At 69.4% G+C, this 21401-nt stretch carries 18 protein-coding genes; 7 read left to right on the top strand and 11 right to left on the bottom strand.

Annotated elements, in window-relative coordinates; translation table 11 throughout:
• Positions 1-39 precede the first annotated feature (39 nt).
• Complete coding sequence (locus tag SALPAC6_RS0106625; protein ID WP_026189372.1) at positions 40-1851, bottom strand: hypothetical protein; 1812 nt, start codon at positions 1849-1851, stop codon at positions 40-42.
• Positions 1852-2061: 210 nt separating this feature from the next.
• On the opposite strand from SALPAC6_RS0106625, the gene SALPAC6_RS0106620 reads away from it, so the two are divergent.
• Positions 2062-2775, top strand: coding sequence for a class I SAM-dependent methyltransferase (locus SALPAC6_RS0106620; protein ID WP_018252639.1), 714 nt, complete (start codon positions 2062-2064; stop codon positions 2773-2775).
• 98 nt (positions 2776-2873) lie between these two features.
• Here SALPAC6_RS0106620 and SALPAC6_RS0106615 read toward each other — a convergent pair whose 3' ends face one another.
• Positions 2874-3407, bottom strand: a complete 534-nt coding sequence (locus SALPAC6_RS0106615; RefSeq protein WP_018252638.1) for a YbhB/YbcL family Raf kinase inhibitor-like protein — start codon at positions 3405-3407, stop codon at positions 2874-2876.
• Positions 3408-4012: 605 nt separating this feature from the next.
• Between SALPAC6_RS0106615 and SALPAC6_RS0106610 the strand changes: the two genes are divergently transcribed.
• Together SALPAC6_RS0106610 and SALPAC6_RS0106605 are read left to right on the top strand one after the other, a co-directional pair.
• Entirely contained in the window at positions 4013-5491 is a 1479-nt protein-coding gene (locus tag SALPAC6_RS0106610) for an FAD-binding oxidoreductase (protein WP_026189371.1), read from the top strand.
• Positions 5492-5663: 172 nt separating this feature from the next.
• Positions 5664-7103 carry an MFS transporter gene (locus SALPAC6_RS0106605; protein WP_026189370.1) on the top strand — a complete coding sequence of 480 codons (1440 nt, stop codon included), beginning with the start codon at positions 5664-5666 and terminating at the stop codon, positions 7101-7103.
• 48 nt (positions 7104-7151) lie between these two features.
• Here SALPAC6_RS0106605 and SALPAC6_RS0106600 read toward each other — a convergent pair whose 3' ends face one another.
• The 4 genes from SALPAC6_RS0106600 to SALPAC6_RS0106585 all read right to left on the bottom strand — a co-directional run bounded on the left by SALPAC6_RS0106600 (position 7152) and on the right by SALPAC6_RS0106585 (position 9347).
• Positions 7152-7871, bottom strand: coding sequence for a PP2C family protein-serine/threonine phosphatase (locus tag SALPAC6_RS0106600; RefSeq protein ID WP_018252635.1), 720 nt, complete (start codon positions 7869-7871; stop codon positions 7152-7154).
• Between the two features lie 78 nt (positions 7872-7949).
• A complete protein-coding gene (locus tag SALPAC6_RS0106595; RefSeq protein WP_018252634.1) occupies positions 7950-8306 on the bottom strand; it encodes a hypothetical protein in 357 nt (118 codons plus the stop codon).
• Positions 8307-8335: 29 nt separating this feature from the next.
• Positions 8336-8581, bottom strand: a complete 246-nt coding sequence (locus SALPAC6_RS0106590) for a hypothetical protein (protein ID WP_018743778.1) — start codon at positions 8579-8581, stop codon at positions 8336-8338.
• A gap of 82 nt (positions 8582-8663) precedes the next feature.
• A complete protein-coding gene (locus SALPAC6_RS0106585; protein WP_018252632.1) occupies positions 8664-9347 on the bottom strand; it encodes a FadR/GntR family transcriptional regulator in 684 nt (227 codons plus the stop codon).
• 233 nt (positions 9348-9580) lie between these two features.
• Here SALPAC6_RS0106585 and SALPAC6_RS0106580 point away from each other — a divergent pair, with 233 nt between their 5' ends.
• The gene (locus SALPAC6_RS0106580) at positions 9581-10765 is read left to right on the top strand and encodes an MFS transporter (protein ID WP_020493551.1); all 1185 of its coding nucleotides are present in this window, start codon (positions 9581-9583) and stop codon (positions 10763-10765) included.
• 24 nt (positions 10766-10789) lie between these two features.
• Here the strand turns inward: SALPAC6_RS0106580 and SALPAC6_RS0106575 are convergent, their stop codons facing one another.
• Both SALPAC6_RS0106575 and SALPAC6_RS0106570 read right to left on the bottom strand, forming a co-directional pair.
• Positions 10790-11140 carry an STAS domain-containing protein gene (locus SALPAC6_RS0106575; RefSeq protein WP_018252630.1) on the bottom strand — a complete coding sequence of 117 codons (351 nt, stop codon included), beginning with the start codon at positions 11138-11140 and terminating at the stop codon, positions 10790-10792.
• Between the two features lie 93 nt (positions 11141-11233).
• Positions 11234-11434 carry a hypothetical protein gene (locus SALPAC6_RS0106570; protein WP_018252629.1) on the bottom strand — a complete coding sequence of 67 codons (201 nt, stop codon included), beginning with the start codon at positions 11432-11434 and terminating at the stop codon, positions 11234-11236.
• A 44-nt stretch (positions 11435-11478) separates the two neighbouring features.
• Here SALPAC6_RS0106570 and SALPAC6_RS0106565 point away from each other — a divergent pair, with 44 nt between their 5' ends.
• A complete protein-coding gene (locus SALPAC6_RS0106565; protein WP_018252628.1) occupies positions 11479-12423 on the top strand; it encodes a threonine ammonia-lyase in 945 nt (314 codons plus the stop codon).
• 20 nt (positions 12424-12443) lie between these two features.
• On the opposite strand, the gene SALPAC6_RS0106560 is transcribed toward SALPAC6_RS0106565, so the two are convergent.
• Both SALPAC6_RS0106560 and SALPAC6_RS0106555 read right to left on the bottom strand, forming a co-directional pair.
• Complete coding sequence (locus SALPAC6_RS0106560) at positions 12444-14540, bottom strand: S9 family peptidase (protein WP_018252627.1); 2097 nt, start codon at positions 14538-14540, stop codon at positions 12444-12446.
• A 55-nt stretch (positions 14541-14595) separates the two neighbouring features.
• The gene (locus SALPAC6_RS0106555) at positions 14596-16677 is read right to left on the bottom strand and encodes a SpoIIE family protein phosphatase (RefSeq protein ID WP_018252626.1); all 2082 of its coding nucleotides are present in this window, start codon (positions 16675-16677) and stop codon (positions 14596-14598) included.
• A 180-nt stretch (positions 16678-16857) separates the two neighbouring features.
• On the opposite strand from SALPAC6_RS0106555, the gene SALPAC6_RS0106550 reads away from it, so the two are divergent.
• On the top strand, positions 16858-20400 hold the full coding sequence (locus SALPAC6_RS0106550; protein ID WP_018252625.1) for a HAMP domain-containing protein: 3543 nt from the start codon (positions 16858-16860) through the stop codon (positions 20398-20400).
• The gene (locus SALPAC6_RS0106545) at positions 20397-20954 is read left to right on the top strand and encodes a response regulator (RefSeq protein WP_018252624.1); all 558 of its coding nucleotides are present in this window, start codon (positions 20397-20399) and stop codon (positions 20952-20954) included. The genes SALPAC6_RS0106550 and SALPAC6_RS0106545 overlap by 4 nt, the downstream gene beginning before the upstream one ends.
• Before the next feature lie 3 nt (positions 20955-20957).
• Here the strand turns inward: SALPAC6_RS0106545 and SALPAC6_RS0106540 are convergent, their stop codons facing one another.
• The gene (locus SALPAC6_RS0106540; protein ID WP_018252623.1) at positions 20958-21281 is read right to left on the bottom strand and encodes an STAS domain-containing protein; all 324 of its coding nucleotides are present in this window, start codon (positions 21279-21281) and stop codon (positions 20958-20960) included.
• Positions 21282-21401: the final 120 nt, after the last annotated feature.

The following is a 21401-nucleotide window of genomic DNA, read 5'->3' as shown; positions in this document are numbered from 1 at the left end:
CCTGGTCAGCTCGGCGGGTCCTGGTCGGGCCGGCGCCGGTCAGGCGGTGAGGCTTCGCACGTCCCAGAGCCAGACGCCCTCGGTGTAGGTCGGCGCCATCCCGATCAGTTCGGTCATGCCCTGGCGTAGCGCGTCGACGTGTTCGTGTGGAGCGAGGATGACTGCGCCGGCCCGCCAGTACCGCAGGTCCTCCTCGGCGGCCGTCCGCTCCTGCTGGCTGATCGGTGGCACCGTGCCGGTGCGCCGGATCTCGTCGAAGAAATCGCTGGTCGGGCGGGCCGGTGCGGTGAACAGGGCGACTTGGTGCCGACCGGGACGGGTGTCCGGGCCGAGGAAGTACCCGCGGGCGATCGGCATGTCCAGGCCTGTCTCGGCGGACCACCGTAGCGGGTCGGCGTAGTGGGTGTCCGGTAGCGGCAGGGTGACGACGCTGCGTCCATCGGTCACATATGGTCGCCAGGCGCCGGAGGTGACGAAGGCGGGGGTGGGCTCCAGCCGGACCGCCGGCAGCGGGGTTGGCAGGAGCGGCAGGAGCGCCATCGCCAGTACGGTGACGGTGGCGAAGCGGATCTGCGGCCGGGCGGCGGGATTCCGGTTGGCGAGGGTCCGGGCGCGCTGCGACCCGTAGGCGAGCAGGAGCCCGAACAGCGGGGTGATGGCCAGCGCCCATCGGGTGGGCACCACCGAGTGCAGGATGGGCAGGTTCTCCAGCGCGGCCCAGGGGGCCGGGATACCGGTGAGCTCGCCGTTGAACAGAATCTCCCGGCCGAGTGAGAGCACTGCGAAGATCACCGCGAGCAGGGCCAGAGCCCAGACGACGACACTGCGGCGCAGCCACCAGACGAGCGCGGCGACGAGCACCAACAGGGGCCAGCCGAAGAAGGCGTTCTCCTCGGTGGGGTTCTGCGCCAACCCGCGCGCGCCGGGTTCGTCGCCGGCCAGTGATTCCCGGGAGTACGCCACGTACGAGGCGAGGTCGGTGGAGTAGCCGCGGATGAGGGGGGAGAGTCCTCGGTAGGCGCCGGGGCCGAAGAACTGCACGTAGAGCGGATACGCCAGCAGGAGGAGCGCGACTGCGGCGGCGACACCCAATCCGGCGAGGAAGGGGCGTGCCCGCTGGCGTAGGTCGGGCCGGCGGAGGGCGAGCGCGACCATGATCACGCCGAGGCCGATCGCGGTCATCAGCAGGACTTCCAGGTTGAGGAAGGCCTGCCAGACGATGACCAGGGCGAGCAGGATCCCGTTGCGGAGCCAGCGGCCCGGCTCGCCGAGGCGCAGGGTGCGCCAGATGATCAGAGGTACGACGAACTGGGAGACGATGTTGGGGTGGGCGTTGGCGTGCGAGACCATCGCGGGTGCGAACCCGCAGAACGTGGCGCCGAGCCAGGCCGGTCCGGGGGAGCGGACCACCACCCGGGAGAGCAGGAAATACCACGATGTCGCGGTGGCCGCCATGCCCAGGGTGAGGAAAAGCAGGAAAGACATCCGGGGTCCGGCCAGAAGGGTTACCGGCGTCATTGGTATAGATACGGATAGTACGGACGTATTGGCCATCAAATTGACGGCCTCCGGCACATTCATTCGGTCCGAGGTGAACGGGTAGGCGAAATCGGTCACCACTCGTGAACCGTGCGCCATCATCCACTCGAACTGGGACTGATCGGTGCGGTTGTCCCGGAGCCCGTCGGCGGGGTCCAGCCAGAGCCGGAGGGTCACCCAGAGCGCGAGCAGGACGAAGCTCAGTACTGCCAACAGGTCGAGCTGCCACCGCCTGCCGGGCTGGTCAGGTCGGGGGGCCGGCGCTCCCTGCTCGGAGACGTCGGCTGCGCGACTCGAATCGGCGGTAGTCATACAAATTCATAGCGTAGTCAGATGATGGCCGTGCCGTGCCAGGTTTTGGGCGATTGGTAGCATGTGCCGGCTCCTGGCCGCCGATCATGCACCTACTCCGATCGCATTTCGGTCATCCCGATGCCCCGATTTGTTCCGCCTTCTAGGCGGATGGTTCACTCTGTCGGTCCAGGCGGGGTCAAGCCGAGCCACACCGTGAGGAATCGACGTATGGCAGAAATAACCGGTAATCAGCGTGTCCAGTCCGAGGTGCTGGAAGGCCTCGCGACCGCCGTGAACCACCGCCGTTGGTTCGTTGAGCTGGCCCTGCCGTACCTCGGTGAGAACCCGATCGAGGTTGGTAGCGGTCTCGGTGACTATGCGCTGGAGTGGGCCGAGCGAGTACCCCGCTTTACCGCCACGGAGGCTGACCCGGAGCGGCTGGTCGCACTGAAGGAACGGCTCGCCGCCGAGCAGCCCGGTATCGAGGTGCGTGAGATGCTGCTGCCGCACACCGACGGCGGCGACTACAGCGCCGTCGTCTCGTACAACGTCCTGGAACACATCGAGGACCACGTCGGTGCCCTGCGCGGTATGCGCGACCTGGTCCGGCCGGGCAGTCCGGTGATCATCATCGTGCCGGCGTTCGAGTTCGCGATGAGCCCCGCCGACATCGCCACCGGCCACGTCCGGCGGTACACGACGAAGACCCTGGCCGCCGCGATGACCGAAGCCGGGCTGACCGTGGAAAAGATCCACTACGCGAATGCGCTCGGGCTGATCGGTTACTTCATGGCGACCAAGGTCTTCCGGCTGATGCCCAAGGAGGGCCCTATGGTCAAGGTGTACGACACCCTGGTGCTCCCGCTGACCAGGGCCGCCGAGCAGCTGGCCCGCCCCCCGTTCGGCCAGTCCGTCTTCGCGGTGGCCCGTACGCCCTCCTGACCCGAGGCCATCCGCCTCCCCGCGATCCGGCACCGGTCACCTCCGCCGTGCTGCGGTCGCCACCAGGCCGGACGCGGATCGTGGAAGCGCGGGGACGGCTACTGCGTGACCTGGAAGGTCGGCCGGATCACCGCGCGGGCCAGGGTGTGGAAGGCGAGGTTGAAGCCCACGTACGCCGGGGAGGCGTCCGGGGTGACGTCGAGGCGCTCCACGCTCAGCGCGTGCACCGCGAAGAGGTATCGGTGCGGGTGGTCACCCGGTGGCGGGGCGGCGCCCCCGTAACCCTGCTGACTGTAGTCATTGCGGACCGTGAAGGCGCCGCCCAGGCCGTCGCTGCTCGCGCCGCGTGGCAGCGCTGTCACACTCGCTGGCAGGTTGACCAGCACCCAGTGCCAGAAGCCACTGCCGGTCGGCGCGTCCGGGTCGAAGCAGGTCACCACGAAGCCCTTGGTCTCGGTGGGGAAGCCCGACCAGGCCAGGTGCGGGGAGAGGTCGTCGCCGCCGACGCTCGGATGGGCGTGCGTCGCGTCCATCGGCTCGCCGTTGCGTACGTCGTCACTGGTGAGTGTGAACGATGGCACCGTCGGCAGCAGTTCGTACGGGTCCGGGGCGATCGGTCGTTCCAGGGTCATCGAGCCAGGTCCTTCCGGTGTGCGGATTGTCGCCTGTGCACCTTCATACCTCGTTGAGCCGTGCTGGCGAACCGGAAGCGCCTCCTCGGGTCCAGCGGGACGTGTCCGCGCTGGGTAGCATGCCGTGTCATGGGCGCGATCAGGCCATGGCACATCACCCTTCTGCTATGCCTCGTGACGTCGCTGGCGCTGGTCGTCGGCGTCACGTGGGCTGTGGTGCGCCGGAGGAACCGCCGCTGACGCGGATACGACGGTGCTCCGCTCGAGCCCTCTGGTTGGCCTGTGGTTTTCCCATAAGGTGACTGAATTCCCAGCAGCCTCGGGCGTACCACGGAGCAGCTATTGGCGATCCCGCCAAGCGCCTTCGGGTGGCAGACCGGACTGATACGGTCAAAACAGGCCAGCCGGTGTTGCAGGACGTAAAAACGCCTTTGAGTGACGTAGGTGTGTGTGACGGCACCGTACCGCCCAAATCTGCTGGTGGCGTGCCTGGTGTGGCCGGTGATGTCAGGTCGGCTACGGCGGGTCGGAATTGTTGCCACGAATAGTTGTATTCGCGGGCCGGGCCATTTCAGATCGTTGTTCCGGTGCTGAAGGAGAAGGAAATGGAAGCCACTCGACGAAATGTCCTACGTGTTCTGGCGGTAGGTGCGGGCGTGGCCGGCGCTGCCGCCATCTCGCCCTCCGCTCTGGCGACCTATGGTGACGGTGCTGGCCGAGGCGAACCGATGGCGGGGCGAAGTCCGCACCCGAACCCGGGACGGCTGACCGGGCGCTTGGTATTCCCCGACGACGCCGACTACGACGCCGCGCGACTCGGGTGGAACCGGCAGTTCAACCCGTATCCGCTGGTCATCGTCTTCTGTCAGGAGGCCCAGGACGTGATCAATGCGATCACCTGGTGCCGTCGACACGATGTGGCCTTCCGTGCGCGAGGTGGTCGGCACGCCCTGGAGGGGTGGTCGGCGGTGGATGGCGGCGTCATTATCGACGTCAGTGCCATGCAGGAGATCGAGCTGGACACGCATGCGCGCCAGGCGACAGTGCAGACCGGAGCAACCCAGGACCAGGTCGTCGAGGCGTTGGGGGAGCGGGGCTTCGCCATCCCCACCGGAGCGGAGGTCGGCGTCGGCGTGGCCGGGGTCACGTTGGGCGGCGGGATCGGCCAGCTCAGTCGGAGTCTTGGGGTGACCAGCGACAGTCTTATGTCTCTCGATATTGTAATTCCTGACGGGGAACGGGGTGCCCGGCTCGTCCACGCGGACGAGACGCAGCACGCCGATCTGCTGTGGGCCTCTCGTGGGGGTGGCGGCGGCAATTTCGGCATCGCGACCACATACACGTACCGCATCCATCCGGTGTCGGATGTCGTGGTGTACGAGATCACCTGGGATGATTGGCGATACGTCGGGGAGCTGTTGCGGACCTGGCAGGAGATCGCACCCTTCGCGGATGACGGACTCGGGTCGGTTTTCAATGCGAAGACCCGAGCGGACGGTCATATCTACTGCAACGGTATCTACCGTGGTTCGGAGGACCGGCTGCGAAAGATACTTCGGCCGCTGCTCAATATCGGCAACCCGCAGGTCACCATGGAGACCACGTCCTACCTGGATGCCTGGAACCAGCTCGCGGGAACCACGGACCCGCCGCGGAAGACGCACATCCCCTCGTCCTGGGTGTATGACCTGCTCCCGAAGCGAGGGATCGACACGGTCATCCGGTTCCTGGCCGAACTTCCCGGCCTCGGCGGCGAGATCTGGTGTTTGAACTGGGGTGGTGCGGTGGACCGGATTCCGATCGACGCTACCGCCTTCTTCCACCGGAGCCCGAGATATTACATGGAGTGGAGCGGGAACTGGGAGAACGACGAGGAGCAGAAGACGGTCCTGGCGTGGACGGAGCGGTTCCGCCAGGCGCTGCTGCCCTACGTCAGCGGCTCCTACGTCAACGTTCCGGACAGCAGCATCGGTGACTGGGCCACCGCCTACTACGGCGACAACTACGCCCGGCTGCGTGAGGTCAAGACCAAGTACGACCCGCATGAGTTCTTCCAGTACGAGCAGAGCATCCGGCCGTACTGACGAGGTGGAGCCGCGCTCCCGGGAGTTGGTCCTGCGACAGCCGGATCAACTCCCGGGAGTCTCCGATGAGAGGAGAACGCCGCACGGGCAGGCAGGGGGGCCGCGTGACCAGTAGCGAGTGTGCCGGGAGGTCGCGTTGACGGCTCGCGAGCCTCGCTCCGGGCCGGCGCCGGTGGGCGCGAGGGCGCCCGGACAAGCCCGGCGGTGGCTGGTGGCCGCGGTCTGTCAGGTGGTCGTATTCCTCGCGACGGCCACCACCGCGATGTTGGCCATCGCAGTGCCGCAGATCACCTCGACGATAGGCCTCGGCGAGGACGGCCAGCAGTGGATGGTTGCCGGCTACGCGCTGGCGTACGCCCTGATGCTGGTACCCGGCGGTCGGCTCGGAGACGTGTGGCGACGGCGCGCCGTCTTCGTGTCCACCCTGGTGCTCTGTGGGGTGGCTGCCACGTCTGCCGCCCTCGCCCAGACGCCCGTCTGGCTGGTGCTCTCCGTGTTGGTGCTGGGCGGTGCGCTCGGGGTGGCCAGCCCCCAGATCCTTGGGCTCTTCCAGCAGTTGTTCAACAAGGAGGAGCGGGGCCGTCCGTACGGTCTACTCGGGGTGGCGTTCGCCGTCGCCCTCGGGTCCGGACCGGTCCTGGGCGGGCTGCTGGTGGATACAAACCCGGAGAACGGCTGGCGGTTGGCTTTCGCCGCGAGCGCCTCGATCGCCTTCCTGGCAGCCGCCCTGGGGCTTCTCCTGATACCCGCGTCGACAGCACCCCCGGATCGCTTCTGGTGGCGACGGACGGACCCGGTGGGCGTCGTCTTGTTCGTCGTCGGGATGGTGCTGCTCTGGATTCCGATGGTGGAGGGGGAGGTGGCATGGGTCCCGGTGCTGTGGGTGCTGGCGCCGGTCGGCGTGGTCGTTCTCGCCGGCTTCGTGCTCTGGGAGTGGCGGCAGGCGAAACGGGGGTCACCGCTGGTTGACCTGAGCCTGCTGCGGGTCCGGTCATACGGCCTGGGCGCGATCATCGCGGTGTTGTTCGGCGCCTATGACGCGCTGTACTACGTATTCGCGCTGTACATGCAGGACGGGGTGGGGCACAGCCCGCTGACCACCGGTCTGGTGATGGTGCCGATTGCCGGGGGCACGGCGGCGGGGGCGGTCGTCGGGGGCCGGCTGGCCTGGCGCGCAGGTCGCCGAATAGTAGCCGTCGGACTGCTGACGTCCCTGGTCGGGCTGGCGGCGGTCATGGTTGGTGACCTCTTGCTGCCGACCTTCGACAGCCCGCACTCGGCGGCCCTGCCGTTGCTGCTCGCCGGCCTCGGCGCGGGCTTCGTCCTCAGCGGCCTGGGGAGCGGGCTGACCAACATTCCGAACCAGGCCGTGACCATGTCACAGGTATCCAACACGCGGGCCGGCAGCGCTGCCGGGATGTTGCAGACCGGGCACCGGCTTGGAATCTCGGCCGGAACGGTCGGCGTCAGCACTGCACTGTTCGCCACGTTGGACCGTACCGGCGGTAACTGGTTGGCGGCTTTCCGGACCACATTGTTGATCATCTCGGCCTTCATCCTCGTCGCCCTACTGATCGCCCTGACGGACATCTTCACCAGGGGGAAGAGGTAGGCCGGCCACCCGGTGTCCCGCTGGGTGGCCGGTACCGCGGTTGACCGCTCAGGCGGTGGTGACGTCGGAAACCACGACGGTGACGTTGTCCGGGGCGCCGGCCTGGTGGGCGAGCTTGACCAACTGCTCCCCGCAGAGCTGCCGGTCACCGTACCGGGTCAGGGTGGCGGCGATCGCCTCGTGCTCGACGTAGTCGGAGAGCCCATCGCTGCACAGCAGCAACCGGTCGCCGGAGGTCACGGTCAGGGTCCCGATCGCGGGTGGGGCGCCGGCTCCCTGCACCGCTCGGGTCACCAGCGACCGCTGGGGGTGGTGCCGGGCCTGTTCGGGGGTGATCGCCCCCTGGTCCACCAGCGCCTGTACGAATGTGTCGTCCCGGGTGATCAGGCTCAGTTCCCCGTCGCGCAACAGGTAGCAGCGGGAGTCACCGACCTGGGCCAGCACCAGCGTGTCGTCGGCGAGCAGGGTGGCGGTCAGCGTCGTCCCCATGCCCTCCCGGGCGGGATCCGCGGCGATCGCGGCGTGGATGCGCTGGTTGGCGGCGCTGACCACGGCGCGGAGCGCGTCTGCGGCCGCAGCGGGGGTGGTTGGCGGAGTCAGCTCGTCCAGGACTCGGATGACGATCTCGCTCGCCACCTCCCCGGCGGGCAGGCCGCCCATGCCGTCCGCGACTGCAAGGAGGCGCTCACCGGCCAGGGCGGAGTCCTCGTTGTTGTTCCGGACAAGGCCGATGTCGTTGCGGATGGCCGAACGGAGGATCAACGTCATGGGACCAAGCTTGCCAAGAGCACCCTCCGTTCGTCTCTACAGAGATGTGCGGGATTGGGAAAGTCTTGGTCGGATGGGTTACTCCTCGGCGGGCAGTTCCGCCAGCGGGACCTCCAGGCGGACCGCGTCGGTGACGGCTGCGATCTGGTCGGCGGGTACGTAGACCGCCCCGGCGCGGACCCGGTTGGTGGAGACCTTCAGGTAGCCCGAGTGACGCAACCGGGCCGCCAGGTCGGCCGGGACGTCCGGCTCCTCCACCGCGGTGGCCTCGATCAGCTCGTTCAGGCTGCTGCCCGGGTCGGTGGCCGGTGCCTGCACGGTCACCGCGTTCGGGTCGTCTCGCTGGACCAGGTCCACGGTGCCGATCTCACTACCGGCGACGTCAACCACTCGCATCCCGGTGGTGACCCGAGAGAGGGCACGTTGCTCGTTCATGCTGGCGCCGTTCCCGGCCGCTCTGTGCGCTAAACACCGCCCCAGCCGCCCGGAGGGCGAGGGGAGAGTTCACGCCACGTGTCAGTGCCGTGGAGCAGCGCCCGGACCGTCTCTTCGGCCTCCTCGACGCTGCTGTACTCGTAGAACTGGGAGACTCCCTCCGAGCCGCCGGCACGCTGTTCGACGTGCCACCGGTCGGCGTTGACGCGGAGGAAGACGTCACGTCGGGCCAGGCGCCCCCATTTCCCGTTCCACCAGTGCTTTCGCTGTTCCATGACCAGGACCTTATCGAACATGTGTACGAGCAGTGTCGGCGACCGTGGGATTTCCGTGGGCGTCGGTGTGCCTCAGGGTGATCTAGGTCGGTGGCGGTGGCGTCAGGTAGGCACCTGCTTCGATCACCGCCCACTCCGGATCGCCGGCCCGGATGGCATCAACCAGTCGGGAGTGGTCAACGTACCGCTCCGGTGCCAGGGTCTCGCCCAACGTCGCAGCGACCGTGCTGCGCATCGCGGTGCCGATGGAGGAGTGCAACTCGGCGAGGATCCCGTTGTGCGCCGCCGCGACAACGATGGTGTGCAGCATGGCATCGGCTGTCACGAACTCGTCAACCCGGCCGCTGCGCCACGCGGTCTCCCGGGCGGCGAGCGCGTCGGCGAGCGCCGCCAGGTCCTCGGCGGTACGCCGCAGCGCGGCGAGTCGGGCGGCCTCCACCTCGAGGGCGCGCCGAACCTCGACCACCTCGGTCATCCGGTCGTCGGTGAGTCGGCGGGCCACCACCGGGGCCAGCTCATCAACCGACACCACGTACGTGCCGGAGCCCTGCCGGATCTCCAGCACTCCCGCGTGCGCCAGGGCGCGGACCGCCTCGCGAACGGTGTTGCGCCCCACACCGAGGGCCGCGACGAGTTGCGGCTCGGTCGGGATTCGGCTGCCCACCGGCCACTCACCGCCGAGGATCCGGTCGCGGAGCTGGGCGATCGTCTCCTGGACCCGTTGACCCCGCGGTGGGACGGCGGTGGCTTCGACCCCGGGTGGCACCGGTTACATCTCCTGCCGAGAATTCATCCCATGATTGTAGGTTCGGGGGCATGATTCCGCCACCGTCCGCAACGTCCACCAGGATGGGGCCGCGCCCGCCCCGAGAGAGCAACCCTCCGGAGGCGGCCGGCCGGCCACGACCGCAGGGCGCGGCCACAAAGAGCGCTCCGGGCCCCGTGGCCACGAAGGGCTCCCCGGACGGCGTGGACCCGACTCTGGCCGGAGAGCGCCAGGTGGCGCGCCGAGCCGCGCTCGTACTGGTCGGGATAATTCTGGTCGGCGCGAACCTGCGGATCGTGGTGACCAGCCTCGGTGCGCTGCTGGACGAGGTCCGGACCGGGCTCGGACTCTCCGGAACCATGGCCGGCGTGGTGACCACGCTGCCGACGGTCGCGTTCGCCGGACTCGGGGCGATCACCCCGTGGCTGGTCCGTCGGGTCGCACCGGCCCGGGTGCTGGTGGTGGCGATGGCGGTGCTCGCCGCCGGCCAGGTGCTTCGGGTGGCCACCGACTCCGCGCTGGTCTTCGTCCTCACCAGCGCGCTGGCGCTGGCCGGGGTCGCGGTGGCGAACATCCTCCTGCCCCTGCTGGTCAAGCAGTACTTTCCACACCGCACCGGACTGGCCACCGGGGCATACACGACGGCCATGACCGCGGGCATGACGGTGGCCGCCGCCGCGGCGGTGCCGACCGCGCAGGCCTTCGGCTCCTGGCGGACCGGGCTCGGAATCTGGGCCGGGCTGGCCGCGGTGGCCGTACTCCCATGGGTGCCGTTGGCCCGCCGGGCCCGCTCCGTTGCGCGGCGATCGGCCCCGACCGAGACCGCCACCGCCGCTCGGGTGCGCCCGGCGCGCACCCGGCTCGGCTGGGCCATGGCCGTGTGCTTCGGCACCCAGTCCCTCAGCGGGTACGCGATCATGGGCTGGCTGGCGCAGCTGTACCGGGACGCCGGGTTCCGTCCGGCGACGGCGGGCCTCCTGCTCGCCGGGGTCACCGCGCTGGGCGTGCCGGTCGCACTCCTGATGCCGACGCTGGCCGGTCGGCTGCGGACGCTGCGACCGTTGGTGCTGTCGTTGGCCGCTGCGTCAACGGTGGCCTACCTGGGGCTGGCCCTGGCGCCGTACCGGGGCGCGCTGCTCTGGATGGCCCTGCTGGCCGTCGGGCAGGGGGCCTTCTCGTTGGTCCTCACGACCATCGGGCTGCGGGCGCGTACGGCGGAGGGAACGGTGGCGCTGTCGGCGTTCGTGCAGAGCACCGGCTACCTCATCGCGGCGCTGGGGCCGCTGCTCGTCGGCGTCCTCTACGGGGCCACCGGCGGGTGGGACGTGCCGGTCGGCTTTCTGATCTCGGCGCTTGTGGTGCAGACCGGTGCGGGTCTGGTCATCGCCCGTCCGCGGTACATCGAGGACGAGAGATAGCGCCCGGGCCGGCGACGCGGGGCGTCACGAGGACGCCCCGGTGGGGTTGACGGCCTGCTCGACCGTCGGGTACGTCCGCAGCACCTCGGAGAGCCCGCAGACCTCGAGGATGCGCAGCACATCGCGCTGCGGGGCCGCCAGCCGTACGGATCCGCCCGCCTCGTCGCAGCAGTTCTTCGCGTGGATGAAGGTGGCCAGCCCGGTCGAGTCGCAGAACGAGACCCGCGTCAGGTCGAAGACCAGCCGGCTGCGGCCCCGGTCCAACAGGTCGGTGATGTGTTCCTGCAACCGCGGCGCGGTCGCCAGATCCAGCTCGCCGGCGACCGACACGACGGCGACCTCGCCACGCTGTTGGGTGTGCACCGTCAACGACATCCGCCGGACCTCCTGCTACCAGAAAAACGGTATCCCACCAGGGGGTGTTACGCAGATCAGGAGGTTGATTCCCGTCCCTCGCCGACCTCGTGCTCACCCGGTGGTGAAGAGGCCGGCGGCGAGGGCGAACAGGGTGCCGGCGGCCGACGCGCAGCAGCAGACCAGCACGGCGGCGACCACACCGAGGATCAACCAGACCCGCCGGTCCCGGGCGATCACGCGAAGGCCGGGCCGGGGTCGGTCGCCCGTTGCCGGATCGTCCCCGCCGCTGGCGACCGGACGTTCGCTGCTCACGCCCCGGAAGTCTAGGCGGGATTTCCGTCGGGCAGGATCAGGTGATGGAGCTTGTGTCTGTTGACGACGTCTGGAGTGCGTCCGCCGATATCACCGGCCAGGTCCTCCGTACCCCGCTGATGCGAGCCCCATGGGATGCGGAGCTGTGGCTCAAGGCGGAGAGCCTACAGCCGGTCGGCTCCTTCAAGCTGCGCGGCGCGACCCACGCGGTGGCCCGGCTCACGGCGGAGCAGCGGTCGGCCGGAGTGGTCACCCACTCCTCGGGCAACCACGGCCTGGCGTTGGCGCACGCGGCTACCGCCACCGGTGTGCCGTGCCGGGTCGTCGTACCCGAGGGGGCGCCGGCGGCCAAGGTCGATCGGATCCGGGCGTTCGGCGTCGAGGTGGTGACGGTGCCACCGCCGCGCCGTGCATCGGCGGCGCAGCAGATCGCGACGGAGACCGGCGCGGTGCTGGTGCCCCCCTTCGACGACCGGCGAGTCATCGCGGGCCAGGGAACGATCGGTCTGGAGATCGTGGCGGACCTACCCGATGTCGATGTGGTGCTGGTGCCGGTTGGCGGGGGCGGGCTGTCCTCCGGCGTCGCGACCGCGGTCCGGGCGCTGCGGCCGGCGGCGGCGGTCATCGGGGTGGAGCCGGAGTTGGCCGCCGACACCCGGGACTCGCTGGCGGCCGGGTCGGTGGTGTCGTGGGGCGAGGAGCGCACCTACCGGACCTGCGCCGACGGGCTGCGCCTGCCGCCGTCCGCACTGACCCTCGCGCACCTACTGGAGCGGCTGGACGGGATCGTGACCGTCACGGAGGACGAGATTCGGGCGGCGCTGAGCCGGCTGGTCCGCGACGCTCGGCTCGTCGTGGAGCCGAGCGCCGCGGTGGCGGTCGCCGCCCGGTTGTTCCGCCGCGCCGAGCTACCCGCCGGGCGTACGGCTGCGGTGGTGACCGGCGGCAACGTGGAGCCGGCCGCGCTGGCCGCTGCGCTCGCCGACTAGCTCCCTGCGCGGGCCCGGCCTCAGGCGCGGCCGAGCTGGTCGAGCAGCCAGGCGTTGATGAAGGCCTCCTCCCGCCAGGCGTCGTACCGACCGCTCGGCCCGCCGTGCCCGGCGCCCATCTCGGTCTTGAGCAGGTAGTCGCCCCGCGGCGCGGTGGCCCGCAGGCGCGCGATCCACTTCGCCGGCTCGTGGTAGAGCACCCGGGTGTCGTTGAGGCTGGTCACCGCGAGGATCGCTGGATAGTCCACGGCCCGCACGTTCTCGTACGGCGTGTACGACTTCATGTACGCGTACACCTCGGGGTCGTCCAACGGGTTGCCCCACTCCTCCCACTCGGTGACGGTCAACGGCAGCGACGGGTCGAGGATCGAGGTCAGCGCGTCAACGAAGGGAACCTGCGCGACGATCCCGGTGAACGCGTCCGGGGCGAGGTTGGTCACCGCGCCCATCAGCAGCCCGCCGGCGGAGGCACCCCGGGCGACCAGCCGGTCGGTCGTGGTCCAGCCCGCCTTGACCAGATGCCGCGCACAGGCCACGAAGTCGGTGAAGGTGTTCTTCTTGGCCAGCAGCTTGCCCTGGTCGTACCAGCGCCGGCCCAGCTCGCCGCCGCCGCGGATGTGTGCCACGGCGAAGACGACACCCCGGTCCAGCAGGGAGAGCCGGGCGACCGAGAACCAGGGGTCCATGCTCGCCTCGTAGGCGCCGTAGCCGTAGATGACGCACGGCGCGGAGCCGTCGCGCGGGGTGCCGGCCCGGCAGACCAACGAGATCGGCACCCGGGTGCCGTCGTCGGCGATCGCCCAGTCCCGGTGCTGCTCGTAGCCGGTGGGGTCGTACGGGCGGCCGTCCGGCCCGGGCAGCACCGGCCGCTGCCGGCGTTGCACCATCCGGCGGGTGACCAGGTCGTAGTCGTACACCGAGTCCGGGGTGACCAGTGAGGTGTAGCGGAGTCGGAGCTGACTCGTGTGGTACTCCGGGTTGCTGTCCAGGCCGACGGCGTACAGCGGTTCGGGGAAGTCGATGTCGTGCGGATCGCCACCCCCGATCGGCAACACCCGCAGCCCGGTCAGCCCGTTGGCGCGCAACGTGACCACAAGATGGTTCTCGAAGGCGTCAACCGCCTCCAGACGGGTGCCGGGGGAGTGCGCGACGAGCGGCACCCAGTCGCCCGGGGCGTCGGCCGAGGTGTACGCGAGGGCGAAGTCCTCGGCGCCGTCGTTGTGCAGGATCAGGAACCGGTGGCCGTGGTGCTCGACCGTGTACTCCACGCCCTGGCGGCGGGGGGCCACCGGGACCGGGGTGCCGGTCGGGTTGCCGGCGGGGATCGCCAGGACCTCGCTGGTCACCTTGCTGTGAATATCGATGAGGAGGAACTTCTCCGAGCGGGTCAGCTCGACACCGACCCAGAACCGTTCGTCGTCCTCCTGGTAGACCACCACGTCCTCGCTGGCCGGGGTGCCCAGCGTGTGCCGCCAGACCCGGTTCGGCCGCCACGCGTCGTCAACGGTGACATAGAAGAGAATCGAGGCATCGGTGGACCAGGCCGTTCCGTAGAACGTGCCGGGCACCTCGTCGGGCAGCAGCTCCCCGGTGCTGAGGTCCTTCACCCGGAGCGTGAACCGCTCGTCGCCGGAGAAGTCGGTCGAGTACGCGAGCCAACGCCCGTCCGGGCTCACGTCGAAGGCTCCGAGCGCGAAGAAGTCCTGCCCCGCGGCGAGTAGGTTGCCGTCTAGCAGCACCTCCTCGCCGGCCAGGGGAGCGCCGTCCCGGCTGACCGGCGGGTCGGTTTCGCCGTCGTGGACGACGCGGCGGCACTGCACCCCGTACTGCTGCCCCTCGACCGTGCGGGTGTAGTACCAGTGGCCGCCCTTGCGGGTGGGCACCGACAGGTCGGTCTCCTGGGTCCGCCGGCGGATCTCCTCGAACAGCTGCTCGCGCAGGTCGGCAAGGTGGGCCGTTCGGGCCTCGGTGTAGGCGTTCTCGGTGGTGAGGTAGGCGATCGTGGCGGGATCGTCCTTGCCGGCGAGCCAGGCGTACTCGTCAATGACGGTATCGCCGTGGTGGGTTCGCTCGGTCGGCATCCGCGTGGCGACGGGCGCTGGGGTCTCGGTGGTCACGGCGTTACGTTACCGGCCGGGCCGCCCAGCCACCCTCCTGCTCGCGGGGCCGCGGCTAGTCGGCGTCGTTGCGCAGGACCAGGATCGCGATGTCGTCCCGGGGCGTCTCGGTGGAGAACCCGAGCGCGGTCGAGCGCAGCCGCGCCGCCACCACATCCGCCGAGTAGCCGGCGAGCGGCGCCGCCGCCTCCCGGAGCCGGTCCACCCCGAAAAGCTCCCGCCCGCGCCGCCGCTCGGTGACCCCGTCGGTGTAGAAGATCAATGCCTCGCCGGGGCCCAGGGTGAGCTCGGTGGCCGGCGAGGAGATCGAGTCGAGTAGCCCGAGCGCGGTGCCGCCGGTGCCGACGAACCGGGCCGCACCGGCGGCCGTCAGCAGCACCGGCCGGTCGTGCCCGGCGAGGTACAGGCTAACCTCCATGTGGTTACCCACACCCGGTCCAACCGCGGCCAGAGCCAGCGTGCAGTAGCGCCCGCCGCCCCGCTCGACCAGTGTCCCGTTGAGCCGGATCAGCGTCTCCGACAGTGGCTTGCCGTCCCCGATCAGGGTCCGGATGACGTCCCGGACCAGGCCGGTGAGGGTGGCCGCCTGCACTCCCTTACCGGAGACGTCACCGATCACCACCAACCACCGCCCGTCCGGCAGCGGCAGCACGTCGTAGAAATCGCCGCCGACGTCCGCGTCGTCCCCGGTCGGGACGTACTCCGCGGCGAGGCCGATCCCCTCCACCACCGGCAGCACGGGCGGCAGCAGCGACTGCTGGAGCGCCTGGGCGACCCGGCGGCGCTCGGCGTGGATGCGCGCATTCTCGATCGCCAGCGCCGCGCGTCGGGCCACATCCTCCAGTACGGCGACTTCGTCCGGGTCGTGCCGATGCCGTTGGTGCCGGCCAACAGCGAGGGTGCCGAGCCGCTGGCCGCGGGCGATCAGCGGGACGGCGAAGCCCTCGGTCGGCGCGCCGAGCGGGAGCTGGGTGCCGTTGCGGGAGGCCTCACGCAGCCGGGACTGGATCGAGTCCGGCCCGGTCTCCGCCAGCACGGCGTGTAGTTGGGGCAGCATCGACTCGTCCGCGTGGCTGGCCGCCGCCAGGCGCAGCCGCCCCCACTCATTGCTGGTGTGCACCGCGCACCACTGCCCGAGGCGGGGCACCACGAGCTGCGGGATGAGTGCCATGGTCAACTCGACGTCGAGGGACTGGGCGAGCAGCTCACTGGCCTCGGCGAGGAAGGTCAGCCAGGCCTGCCGGCGCAGGTCGGCCCGGCGCAGCCGGTCGTTCTCCAGGTGCAGCGAAAGCCGCTCGGCCATCAACACCGCCAGCGGTTGGGCGTACGCGGACGGTGCCGCGTCCAGCTCCAACTCGCCGACGTACGGCCGGTGTACGGTCAGCGGCACCCGTACCAGGTCATTGTCGACCCGGGGCTGTCGGCCGTAGCGGGCCAGTAGCTGCGGGCCCTGCCCGTCACCCCGGTCCAGCCGGACCTGGCCGCCGGCCGCGCCGACCATCTCGGCCACCCGGGTCAACAGGCTGGTCGCGAAGTCCGGCAGGGAGTCCTCCGCGTACGGGTCGGGTGCGGTCTGCATCAGCTCACTCATCGCCGCGGCGCTCGGCGGGAAGCTGCCCGCGCTGGCGCCTTGGTCACCGGTCACCGCCACGGCTGACACCGCGGTGACCGGTGACCGGCCGGGGTGATCCAGCGAGTCGGGCCGGTCGAGCCGGAACCAGATCCCCTTACCGGCGGGCAGGTACGTGGTGCCCCACCGGCTGGCGAAGTGGTCAACCAGGAGCAGGCCCCGGCCCCGCTCGGCGATGTCGGCGATGTCGCTGCTCTCGTTGCGAACGCCGACGGTCAGCTCCTCGACCGGCCCGCGGGCGAAGTCGGAGACGGTGACGGTGAGACCCCTCCGGTCGGCGACCACCTCGAGGTCCAGTTCGGTGCGGGCGTGCTCCACCGCGTTGGTGGAGAGTTCGGTGGTGAGCAGGAGCGCCTCGTTGGTCAGCTCCGCCAGGTCCGCCTCGGCGAGCAGCGACCGGACGAGTGCGCGCGCCGCGGCGGGCGTTCGGGGATCTGCGGGGAGCCGGACTCGTCGGATGCGCTCATCCCGGCCTCCGGTCGGCGCGGGCCCCCTCTCCGCTGACACCCCCGTATCCTCCACCGCTGCCGCGGTGGGTGCCAAGCGGACCCAGCGGAACGGCGCCGCCGGGGCAGCCCCGAACCGGGTGCCGGCGCACGCCGCGTCGGTCTGGCGTGTGGTCGGCGGTGGGCACAATAGTGGGATGTCCGGCCTGCCGGCAGCAGGCGGCCCCGACGTGAGCGAGGAATGATGACCACGGCGAAGCAGCCGGCAGCGGAGCTGTCCGCGCCGGACCCCGATGCGGTCCTCATCGAGCTGACCGAGGCGCTTCGGCGCGTTCGCCACGGCGATCTCAGGGTTCGGCTGCCGCACCGGTCGGGCCGGGCGGGCGAGGTGGCGGACGCCTTCAACGAGGTGGTGTCGCTCCAGGAGCGGCAGTACCACGACCTGCGCCGGATCAGCCGGATCGTGGGCCGGGACGGACGGCTCACCGAACGCCTCGACGACGAGGACCTGGATGGTTCCTGGGCGGAGGGGCAGCAGGCGGTCAATTCGCTCATCGACGACCTCGGGCGCCCGACCATCGAGATCGCTCGGGTGATCGCGGCCGTCGCCAAGGGTGATCTCTCCCAGCACGTGGCGCTGGAGCTGGACGACCGACCGCTGCGTGGGGAGTACCTGCGCATCGGGCGCACGGTGAACACCGTGGTCGACCAGTTGTCGTCGTACGCCGATGAGGTGACCCGGGTGGCCCGGGAGGTGGGTACCGAGGGGAAGCTGGGTGGTCAGGCCGATGTCCGAGGTGCCGCCGGCACCTGGAAGGACCTGATCGACTCGGTGAACACCATGGGGTCGAACCTGACCGCACAGGTTCGCAACATCTCGCAGGTGTCGACGGCGGTGGCGACGGGTGATCTGGGGCAGAAGATCACGGTTGATGCGCAGGGCGAGATTCTGGAGTTGAAGAACACCGTCAACACGATGGTGGATCAGTTGTCGTCGTTCGCCGATGAGGTGACCCGGGTGGCTCGGGAGGTCGGCATCGACGGGAAGTTGGGTGGTCAGGCCCAGGTGCGGGGCGTCTCCGGGACGTGGCGGGACCTCACCGAGAACGTCAATCAACTCGCCGGCAATCTGACCAGCCAGGTTCGCAACATCTCGCAGGTGTCGACGGCGGTCGCGCGGGGTGATCTGGGGCAGAAGATCACGGTTGATGCGCAGGGCGAGATTCTGGAGTTGAAGAACACCGTCAACACGATGGTGGATCAGTTGTCGTCGTTCGCCGATGAGGTGACCCGGGTGGCTCGGGAGGTGGGTACCGAGGGGAAGTTGGGTGGTCAGGCCCAGGTGAAGGGTGTCTCCGGGACGTGGCGGGACCTGACGGACAACGTGAACTCGATGGCGTCGAACCTGACCTTGCAGGTGCGCAACATCGCCTCGGTCACGACCGCCGTCGCGCGGGGTGATCTGGGGCAGAAGATCACGGTTGATGCGCAGGGCGAGATTCTGGAGTTGAAGAACACCGTCAACACGATGGTGGATCAGTTGTCGTCGTTCGCCGATGAGGTGACCCGGGTGGCTCGGGAGGTGGGTACCGAGGGGAAGTTGGGTGGTCAGGCCCAGGTGAAGGGCGTCGCCGGGACGTGGCGGGACCTCACCGAGAACGTCAACCAACTCGCCTCCACCCTGACCATTCAGCTGCGCGCCATCGCCGAGGTCTCCACGTCGGTGACCCGCGGCGACCTGACCCAGCAGATCGCGGTCGACGCGCAGGGGGAGGTCGCCGAGCTGACAGACAACATCAACCAGATGATCGTCACCCTCCGGGAGACGACCACGGTGAATGCCGAGCAGGGCTGGCTGGACTCCAATCTGGCCCGTATCGGTGGGCTGCTGCAGGGTCAGCGGGACCTCGGCGAGGTCTGCCGCATGATCATGATGGAGGTGACTCCGCTGGTGGACGCGCAGCTCGGCGCGTTCTTCCTGGTGGATGACACTGAGGGCAACTTTCGACTACGGCTCACCGCCTCGTACGGCTACGTCGCTCGTGGGCAGGACGTGACGTTTGGCCCCGGTGAGGGCCTGGTCGGCCAGGTCGCGCTGTCCCGGCGCACGATTCGGGTCAGCGGGCCGGCGGAGAGCCGGCTCCGGCTCCGTTCCGGGCTCGCGGACACCCCGCCGGCCGACCTGGTGGTGCTGCCGGTCATCTTCGAGGGCGAACTGCTCGGCGTGATCGAGTTCGCCAGCGTGACCGCTCTCTCCGACTTGTATCTCTCCTTCCTGGAGCGGCTCGTCCTCACCATCGGCGTCGCGGTCAACACCATCCAGGCGAACCGGCGTACCGAGGAGTTGCTGGCCCAGTCACAGCGGCTGGCCAACGAGCTGCAGGAGCAGTCGGCCGAACTCCAGCGCACGAATGCGGAGCTGGAGGAGAAGGCGAAGCTCCTCTCCGAGCAGAAGGGCAACATCGAGACCAAGAATCGGGAGGTCGAGCTGGCCCGGCTGGGCCTGGAGGAGACGGCGCAGCAGCTCACCCGCGCCTCGGCGTACAAGTCGGAGTTCCTGGCCAACATGAGCCATGAGCTGCGTACGCCGCTGAACTCGTTGTTGCTGCTGGCCCGGCTGCTGGCCCAGAACCCGGAGCAGAACCTCACCCCGAAGCAGATCGAGTTCGCCCGGACGATCCACAACGCCGGCACCGACCTGCTCACGCTGATCGACGACATTCTGGACCTGTCCAAGATCGAAGCTGGCCGGACGGATGTCGAGCCGACCGAGATTCAGTTCACCGAGGTCCGCGGCTATGTCGAGCAGGCGTTCGTCCCGCAGGCGGAGGAGAAGGGCCTCAACTTCGAGGTCCAGGTCAGTCCGGAACTGCCGAAGGAGATCGTCACCGACGTCCAGCTGCTGCAGCAGATCCTGCGGAACCTACTTTCCAACGCGGTCAAGTTCACCGACGCCGGGGCGGTGCGGTTGGGGATCGCCCCCGCACCGGAGTCGACGGTCTTCGACGTGCCGGCCTTGACCAACGCGCGGCAGGTGGTCGCCTTCACCGTCACGGACACCGGGATCGGCATCTCCGACGACAAGCTGTCGATCATCTTTGAGGCGTTCCAGCAGGCCGACGGCACGACCAGTCGTCGGTACGGGGGGACCGGTCTGGGGCTGTCGATCAGTCGGGATCTGGCCCGGCTGCTGGGTGGCGCGATCAGCGTCTCGTCGGTGCCCGGGCAGGGTTCGACGTTCACCCTCTTCCTCCCCGACGTCCTGGCCCCGGACGCGGTCGTGGCGCCGGCGCCACCCTCACCTGCCCGAGCCGGTCTCCCGTCGTCGCTACTGATGCCCGCCGTGGAGCTGCTGCCACCCACCGTCGAGGCGACGGCGACCCGCCAGCTGGCCGGTGCCACCGTGCTGATCGTGGACGACGACGTACGTACCGTGTTCGCCCTGACCAGCGCCCTGGAGCTACACGGGATGACCGTGCTGTACGCGGACAACGGGGCCGACGGCGTACGCCTGCTGGCCGAGCATCCGGAGGCGGACATCGTGCTGATGGATGCCATGATCCCCGATCAGGACGGATACGAGACGACACGGCAGATCCGGCGTAACCACCGCTTCGCCGACCTCCCGATCGTCTTCCTGACCGCGAAGGCGATGCCCGGTGATCGGGAGTCCGCGCTCGCGGCCGGGGGCAGCGGATACATCACCAAGCCCGTTGACCTGGACGAGTTGATCGAGCTCATCTCGTCCTGGATCAGTGGAGGCCGGAGCGAGGAGAGCCCATGACGCAGCTGGCGAAGGCGCTGCTGGTGGATGATCGTCGGGAGAACCTGACGGCCCTGGAGGCGATCCTGCAGGGGCTCCAGGTCCAGTCGGTGGCCGTGGAGAGCGGCGAGGCGGCGCTGAAGCGGCTCCTCGTTGACGACTTCGCGGTGATCCTCCTGGACGCCCAGATGCCGGAGATGGACGGCTTCGAGACGGCGAGTCACATCAAGCGGCGGGAACGAACCCGGCATGTGCCGATCATCTTCCTTACCTCCGCGGACCAGGACGCCCAGCTGGCCATGCGCGGGTACGCCGCCGGCGCGGTGGACCACCTCACCAAGCCGTTCGACCCGTGGGTACTGCGGGCCAAGGTGTCGGTCTTCGTTGACCTGTGGGTGAAGACTGGGCAGCTCACCGCCCAGTCGGCCCTGCTTCAGGAGCGGGAGACCCAGCGGCGGCTGCTGACCGACGCCATTGACGAGGCCACCGCGCTGCTCCGCGCGGAGACCGACCCAGCGGCGGTGCAGCGCGCGATCGACCTGCTGGAGCAGGCTCGCTGGGGCAACACCGGCTGAGAGTCAGTCGCCGCGAATCATCAGGGCGCTACGCAGGCCCGTGATGTCGAGGACGCGGCGCAGGAACTCCGCCACGTTGGTGAGGACCAGCAGGCTCTGGGAGTGACTGGTCTTGCGGCTGAGCACGACCAGCGTGCCCAGGCCCTGCGAGTCGCAGAAGGTGACGGCTGCCAGGTCCAGCACGATTCGTGGGGGCGGCTCGGTCAACATCTCATTGACGACGGTGGAGAGCTGGGCGGCCGTCATCATGTCGATCTCACCGGCGAGGCACAGGACAACCTCGTCCCCCGACCGGTGTAACGTGATGGACAGTTCGGCACGATCCACCCGGTCAGCCTAGCGCGACCTTGAGGTGCCGCCCCACGTCGGCGAGCTGCCTTGGCCGTCGGCCGGGGTGAGACTGATTACCCGGAGCCCGGGGTGCCTGCCGGTCTGCCCGCCGACGCT

This window comes from Salinispora mooreana, from assembly GCF_000379065.1.
Lineage (GTDB): Bacteria > Actinomycetota > Actinomycetes > Mycobacteriales > Micromonosporaceae > Micromonospora > Micromonospora mooreana.
Note: the sequence above shows the minus strand (reverse complement) of the source record. Positions and strands in the feature narration are given on the sequence as shown.

Coding starts and splice junctions, on each gene's coding strand:
- SALPAC6_RS0106545 (WP_018252624.1), top strand. CDS start 20,397: ATGACGCAGCTGGCGAAGGCGCTGCTGGTGGATGATCGTCGGGAGAAC.
- SALPAC6_RS0106565 (WP_018252628.1), top strand. CDS start 11,479: ATGGAGCTTGTGTCTGTTGACGACGTCTGGAGTGCGTCCGCCGATATC.
- SALPAC6_RS0106575 (WP_018252630.1), bottom strand. CDS start 11,140: ATGTCGTTGACGGTGCACACCCAACAGCGTGGCGAGGTCGCCGTCGTG.
- SALPAC6_RS0106550 (WP_018252625.1), top strand. CDS start 16,858: ATGATGACCACGGCGAAGCAGCCGGCAGCGGAGCTGTCCGCGCCGGAC.
- SALPAC6_RS0106610 (WP_026189371.1), top strand. CDS start 4,013: ATGGAAGCCACTCGACGAAATGTCCTACGTGTTCTGGCGGTAGGTGCG.
- SALPAC6_RS0106595 (WP_018252634.1), bottom strand. CDS start 8,306: ATGAACGAGCAACGTGCCCTCTCTCGGGTCACCACCGGGATGCGAGTG.
- SALPAC6_RS0106620 (WP_018252639.1), top strand. CDS start 2,062: ATGGCAGAAATAACCGGTAATCAGCGTGTCCAGTCCGAGGTGCTGGAA.
- SALPAC6_RS0106600 (WP_018252635.1), bottom strand. CDS start 7,871: ATGACGTTGATCCTCCGTTCGGCCATCCGCAACGACATCGGCCTTGTC.
- SALPAC6_RS0106615 (WP_018252638.1), bottom strand. CDS start 3,407: ATGACCCTGGAACGACCGATCGCCCCGGACCCGTACGAACTGCTGCCG.
- SALPAC6_RS0106625 (WP_026189372.1), bottom strand. CDS start 1,851: ATGACTACCGCCGATTCGAGTCGCGCAGCCGACGTCTCCGAGCAGGGA.
- SALPAC6_RS0106590 (WP_018743778.1), bottom strand. CDS start 8,581: ATGGAACAGCGAAAGCACTGGTGGAACGGGAAATGGGGGCGCCTGGCC.